This window comes from Mesorhizobium sp. M4A.F.Ca.ET.090.04.2.1 (genome assembly GCF_003999085.1).
Lineage (GTDB): Bacteria > Pseudomonadota > Alphaproteobacteria > Rhizobiales > Rhizobiaceae > Mesorhizobium.
This window is the reverse complement of sequence record NZ_RZOT01000346.1, coordinates 1-6,481: the sequence shown is the minus strand read 5'-3', so window position 1 is coordinate 6,481 and position 6,481 is coordinate 1. Positions and strand designations below refer to the sequence as shown.

Genomic DNA, 6,481 nt, shown 5'->3' with positions numbered 1-6,481 from the left:
GCCGCCGGCGGGGCGCTCTCTTCCAACGCGGCGACATCGGGAACCGCCGGCAGGAACTCCGATTCGATCTCGGCGATCTTGGCCTGCACCGCCTTGCGGCGCTTGATGGCCAATTCCACGGTCACGTTGGGATTGGCCTGCAGAACGCGGTCGAGCGCGGCAAAGGCCGAACGATAGACCCGCTCGCGAAAGACGCGGTCCTCGGCATTGCCCTTCTCGAAGGCGTTGCGGATCGCTTTTTCGATCGCGTCCAAGCCAAATCCCTCTGCACGTTTCCTGCCATGATCGTTAGCGGCAGGCGGCCAATCAATCAACGGGCCGGCGGCCGCATTCTGCGCGGCGCGCCCGGACAAACCCGATTTCGGCGGTTTTTTACAAGGAAATCAACATATTTCGCCGAGGCCGTCCCACACCGACCGCCCAATACGGCGTTTCGGCATGCGGCGCATCGTCTGGACAGATCCTTCCAGCCCGGATCAGCCCAACACGAATTGCCGGGTTCCGGCTCGAATTCGCGGTTGGTTATTTGAATTCGCCGCAAGCCATCTTGAATTCGCGGCGGGTTGAGTCTATCACCCAGCCCATCTTGGAGGCCTAGCGCTTCCCGGGCCGCTTTAGCTCAGTTGGTAGAGCACATCATTCGTAATGATGGGGTCGCGTGTTCGAGTCACGCAAGCGGCACCAGTTTCCCCCCGGGTTCCCATTCCCTGCGCCAAAAACGCTCGAGGCATCTCGATCATTGTCGCGGCCCTGGATCGCGCCGCAAACCAGGTTTTCTTCCGGGATAGCTTGCGACGCTGCATCCCTTATCCCAGCGTCGCCACCGTCTTCAGCGCGCCATCGAGCATGTCGCCTTTCTCGTCCTTCAGCGCCGCTTCTCGCAGCCGGCGGATCCAGTCGGCCGCATCATCGCGGCCCTTGAGCATGGTGAGCGCCGAAAGCACGCGGTCGAACTTTGACTGGGCGCGGGCGTGGGTGTCGCTGTATCCCTTGATCAGCCTGCGGCAGTTCAGGATTTCCGTGCCAAGCACGTAATCTTCGCGGGCGTGGACGAGCGCCAGTTCGTACCAGCGCTCCAGATGCTCCATCTCGACCTTGTGGCGCAGCAGGCGGCGGCGCCAGCGGCGCAGGCCGCCGATGAACCACAGCATTGCGAAGCCGGTCAAGCTGTCGGTGCGGATGCGGCGGCCGCGATTGATGCGGCGGTCGAGGAAGTTGGCAAGCTTCGGTCTGTCCTCGATGTAGCTGCCGAGACCCGCCGGCAGCGTGCCGCAGAACTCCTCGATGCGCGGATGGAAATATTCCGTCAGCTGCAGGACCGTTCCATCCTTGACGCCGACCTCCTTGCGCACGCGCCTGTCGCGGGTCGAACGGGTCTTGAGATCGGCAACGCGGATCATGTCGTCGTAGCACATGGCATTGGCGAGATGTTTCGCCGCGGCGATCGACAGCGCGTAGGCGTGTTCCGGGCCATCCAGCGCGACGGCCTTGTCCAGCCGGTCGAGATACTCGCCGCCATAGGCGATGTCCTGGTAGTCGACGACTTTTTTCAGGCCGCGTTCGGCCATGTCGCGCGCCGGCTTTGGCAAGGCACCAACGCGGGCGGCCAGCTCCTGCCAGCCTTTCAGCAAGATTTCCGGTCCACGGACCTTCGCCGTTGACTTGGCTTCGGTGACGGCATGTTTCGCCGCCTGCTCGCCTGCCGGTGCAGCCGCGATGCCGCGCGTGCGATCGTAAGCGGCGGCGAAGGCGGCGAGGCTGGCTTTGACGCCGCGGCCGCCGGCGCCGATCGCCTGCTCATAGTTGTCCCGCGCAAAGGGCAGCGCATCGGAACCGGCCAGCGCGCCGAGCAGGCTGGCCGAGATCATGGTGCCATTCTCGGCGGCGATCTTTTCCATGTCGAAGGCGATGAATCGCCTGGCCGCGGCTTGCGCCGTCGCGTGCACCTTCTCGGACGAGGCGCGGCCGTCGCCGGGCTCGATCTTTTCCGACACGGCGGCGATGCGGTGCGAGGAAGCGATCAGCGTCGTGCGCTCGGGCGTGACGAAGCCGCGGATGATGGCGCGACCGGCCTCCATCAGCTCGGCGGCGATCAGTATGTCGACATCGCCCTGCGACGGCGACACCGGCAGCCGGCCGGTGTCGCGGGCCATCTCGATGTAATAGATCGTCGCGCCGGTACGCTGGGCGACGCCCGCCACTGAGGTTGACTGGGCGATATAGCCGCTGCGCTCGGCGACGTCGGTGATCCAGTCGGCGAGCACGCCGCCGCCCTGGCCGCCAACGGCAAGCACGGCGAGTTTTATCACCCGCTCGTCACCGGCGGCGTCCGTCCTCGGGCGCGAGGCTGTGTTCTCGTCAAGCATCGGCGAACACCAGCCGACGGCTTTCGCGGCGGCGCTGCAAAAGGCCGATCATGGCGCGACGCGCGCTTTCCAGGAAGCGGTCCCAGCGGCCGGGGTTGTGGATCACATCGGCACGGTAGAAGGACGGGCAGAGCACGGCGGCGTCCGCCACCTCGCCGCAATTACCGCAGCCGACGCAGTTCTGGTCGATCGATGCCACCGGATCGTCGCGCAGCGGTTCGTCGAGCGACTTCACCGACAGCGACGGACAGCCGGAGAGCCGCATGCAGGCGTGGTCGCCGGTGCAGATGTCTTCGTCGACGCCGAACTTCGGCTTCACGACCCGCTCGCCGCCCTTGATCGCCTTGTCGACCAGCGGCTTCTCGCGGCGCTGGCGGTTCAGCATGCATTCGGACGACGCGACGATGACCTTCGGACCCGTCTCCTCGGTGGTCAGCGCCTCACGGAGCGTCGCCTGCATCTTGCCGACATCGTAGGTGCGATCGATGTGGCGCAGCCACTTGACGCCCATGCCTTTCACCGCCTCGGTGATCGGATGCTTGGTCGATTTCGTCCTGTTGCTCGCACGGGAGGACAAGATGTCCTGGCCGCCGGTAGCGGCCGAGTAAAAGTTGTCAACGATGACGATGACGCCGTCGTTCTTGTTGAAGACCGCGTTGCCGATCGAGGAGGTCAGGCCGTTGTGCCAGAAGCCGCCGTCACCGACGAAAGAGATCGAGCGGCGCTTGGCGTCGGGCGAATTGAACGCGGAGGCCGAGGCCGGACCCAGCCCATAGCCCATGGTGGTGGCGCCGAGCTCGAAGGGCGGCATGATCGAGAACAGGTGGCAGCCGATATCGGAGGCGATGTGGTGGTTGCCGAGCTCCTGCTCGACCAGCTTGGTCGCGGCAAAGATCGGCCGCTCGGGACAGCCGATGCAGAAGCCTGGCGGGCGGCCGGGAACGACATTGACGAGATCGGCGGTGTCGATGCCTTCGCCGAGCCTATTCGGCGCCCTCACCTCGCCCGGCAGCAGGTGCGGAGCGTTGGCCCGCAGGAAGGAGCCGATGCCGTCGAGTATGACCTGGCCGGTGTATTCGCCGGCCATCGGCAAATGCTCCTTGCCGACCAGCCTGGTGCCGCGGCCGGCCTTGTGCAGCATAGCCGCGAGGGCCTGCTCGATGTAGTTGGGCTGGCCCTCCTCCACGACCAGAACCGCCTGCTTGCCTTCGCAGAAGGCGAGGAATTCGTCGTCGACCAGCGGATAGACGGCGTTCAGCACATAGAGCGACACGTCGGTGTCGCCATAGGTGTCGGCGAGGCCGAGCCGCTGCAGCGCGCGGATGACCGAATTGTACATGCCGCCCTGCATGACGATGCCGACCGAGCCGTGATCGGAGCCGAAGATCTCGTTGATCTTGCGGCTCCTGATGAAGTCAACCGCCGCCGGCCAGCGCTTGGCGACCTTTTCCTTCTCGTGCAGGAAGGAAGCGGGCGGCAGCACGATGCGACCGGTATCGCGGCGCGGCGCTTCCAGCGCATCGGCCACCGACATTGGCGGGCGCTTGTTGTCCTTGGCGATGAAGTGGCCGTGGACGTGGCAGCAGCGGATGCGCACCTGCAGCATGACAGGCGTGTTGGAGGCCTCCGACAGCTCGAAGCCGTCCTCGACCGCCTTGACGATCGAGGGCAGGTTCGGCCGCGGATCGAGCAGCCAGACCTGGCTCTTCATGGCGAAGGCGTGGCTGCGCTCCTGCATGATCGAGGAACCCTCGCCGTAATCTTCGCCGACGATGATCAGCGCCCCGCCGGTGACGCCGCCCGACGCCAGGTTGGCCAGCGCATCGGAGGCGACATTGGTGCCGACCGTCGACTTGAAGGTGGCGGCCCCACGGATCGGGTAGTGCACCGAGGCCGCGAGCATGGCGGTGGCGGTGGCTTCCGAGGCGCTTGCCTCGAAATGCACGCCGAGCTCTCCGAGAATGTCCTGAGCGTCGGCGAGCACGTCCATCAAGTGGCTGATCGGCGCACCCTGGTAGCCGCCGACATAGCCGACGCCGCATTGCAGCAGCGCCTTGGTGATGGCGAGAATGCCCTCGCCGGCAAACTCCTGGCCGGCGCCGAGGCGGAGCTTTTCGACTTCCTTGGCAAAAGACCGTTCGGCCATTGTGGCCTCCTTCAGTTGCCGCCGGCATCCGGCGGCGCGTACGTCAAACTCAAATGTCGTGCTTGCGGATGTTCTTGAGCATCTTCTGCAGGATCGCGATCAGCGCGGCGTATTCGGCATCGTCGACGCCGTCGAACATGGCCTCGAAGGCATCGTGCATGGCCGGCCACGCGCGGGTGAACAGGGCCCGCCCGTCGTCGGTCAGGAACACGTGGCGGAAACGGCTGTCGGTGACACCCTGCTCGCGGCGCACGAGACCCTGCCCCTCCAGCGCGTCAAGCGTGCGGCTCAAGGTCGACTGCTCGATGACGGTGTAGACCGACAGGTCGTTGACGGTGACGCCATCGGTGACAGAGAGCACGGCAAGCGTTCGCACCTGCGGAATGGTCAGGCCCTGCTTGCGGAAATCCTCGCGCAGCGTGGCGTTGTAGCGGCCCATGATGCGGTTCATGAGATAGGGCGCGAATTGCTGCAGGCCGATCTCGCCCAGGGTCGAGATGCGCTGGCGCTTCTGCTGGACCTTCTCCTCCATCACAGCCTCCCCGCCAGCAGGAAGCCGGAACCGCCGCCAAGGCCGGCGCCGGGATGGGTGGAGGCGCCGATATGGTAGAGGCCCTTGATGCTGGTCTCATGGTTGCGGCTTGCCTTGAACGGCCGCCACAGGAAGGCCTGGTCGATGGTGGACGAGCCGCCATAGGGATCGCCGCCTACCAGGTTGATGTTCACCGCTTCGAGATCGGCCGGCGAATAGGCGCGGCGCGCGATCACTGTGTCGCCAAAACCATCGATGTGACTGGCCAGGATGGCCTCGACGCGGTCGGCAAAGGCCTCGCGCAGCGCCTCGGTCCAGCGGCCGCCGACGGGAGCTTCGAGCTTGCCGGCGGCGTCACCCTTGATGTAGCGCGGCGCCTCCGGAAGCTGCAGCCACAGGATCGCCTTGCCCTCCGGACAGCGCGACGGATCGAGCGCATGCGGCTGGCCGACGCAAATGGTCGGCACTTGCGGCAGCAAGCCGCGCACCGCTTCGTTGCAGGCCTTGGAGACGCCGTCGAGCCCGGGCGTCAGATGCAGCAGCGCGACCTTGTCCAGCCCCTTGCCGCGCCAGGCGGGGACCCTGTCCAGCGCATAGTGGATCTGGAAGTTGCCCTTGCCATAGCGATAGTTTTGCGTCGCTTCGACGGCCGCCTCCGGCGCATCCCTGCCGAGCAGGCGACCATAGAGCTGGGTCGGCGTGACCGAACAGATGACGCTCTTCTTCGCATGCACTGTTTCGCCCGACGCCAGACGCACGCCGGTGGCGCGGCCGCCATCCAGGATGATGGAGGCGACGTCCGCGTCGGTGGAAATCACACCGCCGCGCTCCTTGATCAGCGCTTCGAAGGCGGCGAGCAGGTTTTTCGCGCCACCCTTTACGATCGGCGCGCCCGCAGCCTCCAGCGCAAACGCAATGACCTTGGCGATCTGGCCGGAGAAGGCGTCCTCCGGACCGAGGCCGGCATGCAGCACCCAGGGCGCCCACAGCGCGCGCGTGGTTTCGGATCGATAGCCGCCCTCCAGCCAGCCGCGCGCCGGCGCCAGCGCCTCGCCGAGGAAGGCGGCAAGGTTGCGCGGCCCGCGTCGCCAGGCCTCGCCAGTGAGCAGCTTGGTCGTCGGATAGGACCAGAGCGCGCCGCCAAGCAGGCCGAAGAGCAGGCCGGCATCTCGCTCGATGCCGCCGACGTCGTTGCCGTGGCGGTCGCCGTCGCCCGCGGCAATCTTGTTGAGCGCCGCGATGTTGGCGATGCGGTCGGTGGTGAGCACGGCGTGGCTGCCGTCGGGCCTCAGCACCCCGGTGGGGGTCGCGGTGTGGCAGAATTCCAGCCCGTGCCGCGCCAGGTCCTTGCCGAGTGCGGCAAAGGCCGGCGAGGTGATGAACAGCACGAAGGTCGTCGCCATCACGTCATGGACGAAGCCGGGCGCGGTGATCTCC

The 6,481-nt window shown here is 66.1% G+C and carries 4 protein-coding genes, 1 tRNA gene and 1 pseudogene; 1 reads left to right on the top strand and 5 read right to left on the bottom strand.

What is annotated here, in order from left to right; all coding sequences use genetic code 11:
• A pseudogene (locus EN781_RS22205) lies at positions 1-254 on the bottom strand (hypothetical protein); the annotation flags it as partial.
• Positions 255-608: 354 nt separating this feature from the next.
• Here EN781_RS22205 and EN781_RS22200 point away from each other — a divergent pair.
• Positions 609-684, top strand: a tRNA-Thr gene (locus EN781_RS22200).
• A gap of 122 nt (positions 685-806) precedes the next feature.
• On the opposite strand, the gene EN781_RS22195 is transcribed toward EN781_RS22200, so the two are convergent.
• From EN781_RS22195 to EN781_RS22180, 4 genes are all read right to left on the bottom strand, one after another.
• A complete protein-coding gene (locus tag EN781_RS22195; RefSeq protein WP_127400334.1) occupies positions 807-2,366 on the bottom strand; it encodes an indolepyruvate oxidoreductase subunit beta family protein in 1,560 nt (519 codons plus the stop codon).
• The gene (locus EN781_RS22190; RefSeq protein WP_126056720.1) at positions 2,359-4,512 is read right to left on the bottom strand and encodes an indolepyruvate ferredoxin oxidoreductase subunit alpha; all 2,154 of its coding nucleotides are present in this window, start codon (positions 4,510-4,512) and stop codon (positions 2,359-2,361) included. Before EN781_RS22190 ends, EN781_RS22195 begins: the two co-directional genes overlap by 8 nt.
• A gap of 49 nt (positions 4,513-4,561) precedes the next feature.
• Positions 4,562-5,044 (bottom strand): MarR family transcriptional regulator, encoded by a 483-nt coding sequence (locus EN781_RS22185; RefSeq protein WP_126056721.1) that lies wholly within the window; start codon positions 5,042-5,044, stop codon positions 4,562-4,564.
• The coding region (locus EN781_RS22180; RefSeq protein ID WP_145965579.1) for an NAD(P)/FAD-dependent oxidoreductase at positions 5,044-6,481 on the bottom strand (1,438 nt) is incomplete at its 5' end. The genes EN781_RS22185 and EN781_RS22180, both read right to left, overlap by 1 nt.

Coding starts and splice junctions, on each gene's coding strand:
- EN781_RS22195 (WP_127400334.1), bottom strand. CDS start 2,366: ATGCTTGACGAGAACACAGCCTCGCGCCCGAGGACGGACGCCGCCGGT.
- EN781_RS22190 (WP_126056720.1), bottom strand. CDS start 4,512: ATGGCCGAACGGTCTTTTGCCAAGGAAGTCGAAAAGCTCCGCCTCGGC.
- EN781_RS22185 (WP_126056721.1), bottom strand. CDS start 5,044: ATGGAGGAGAAGGTCCAGCAGAAGCGCCAGCGCATCTCGACCCTGGGC.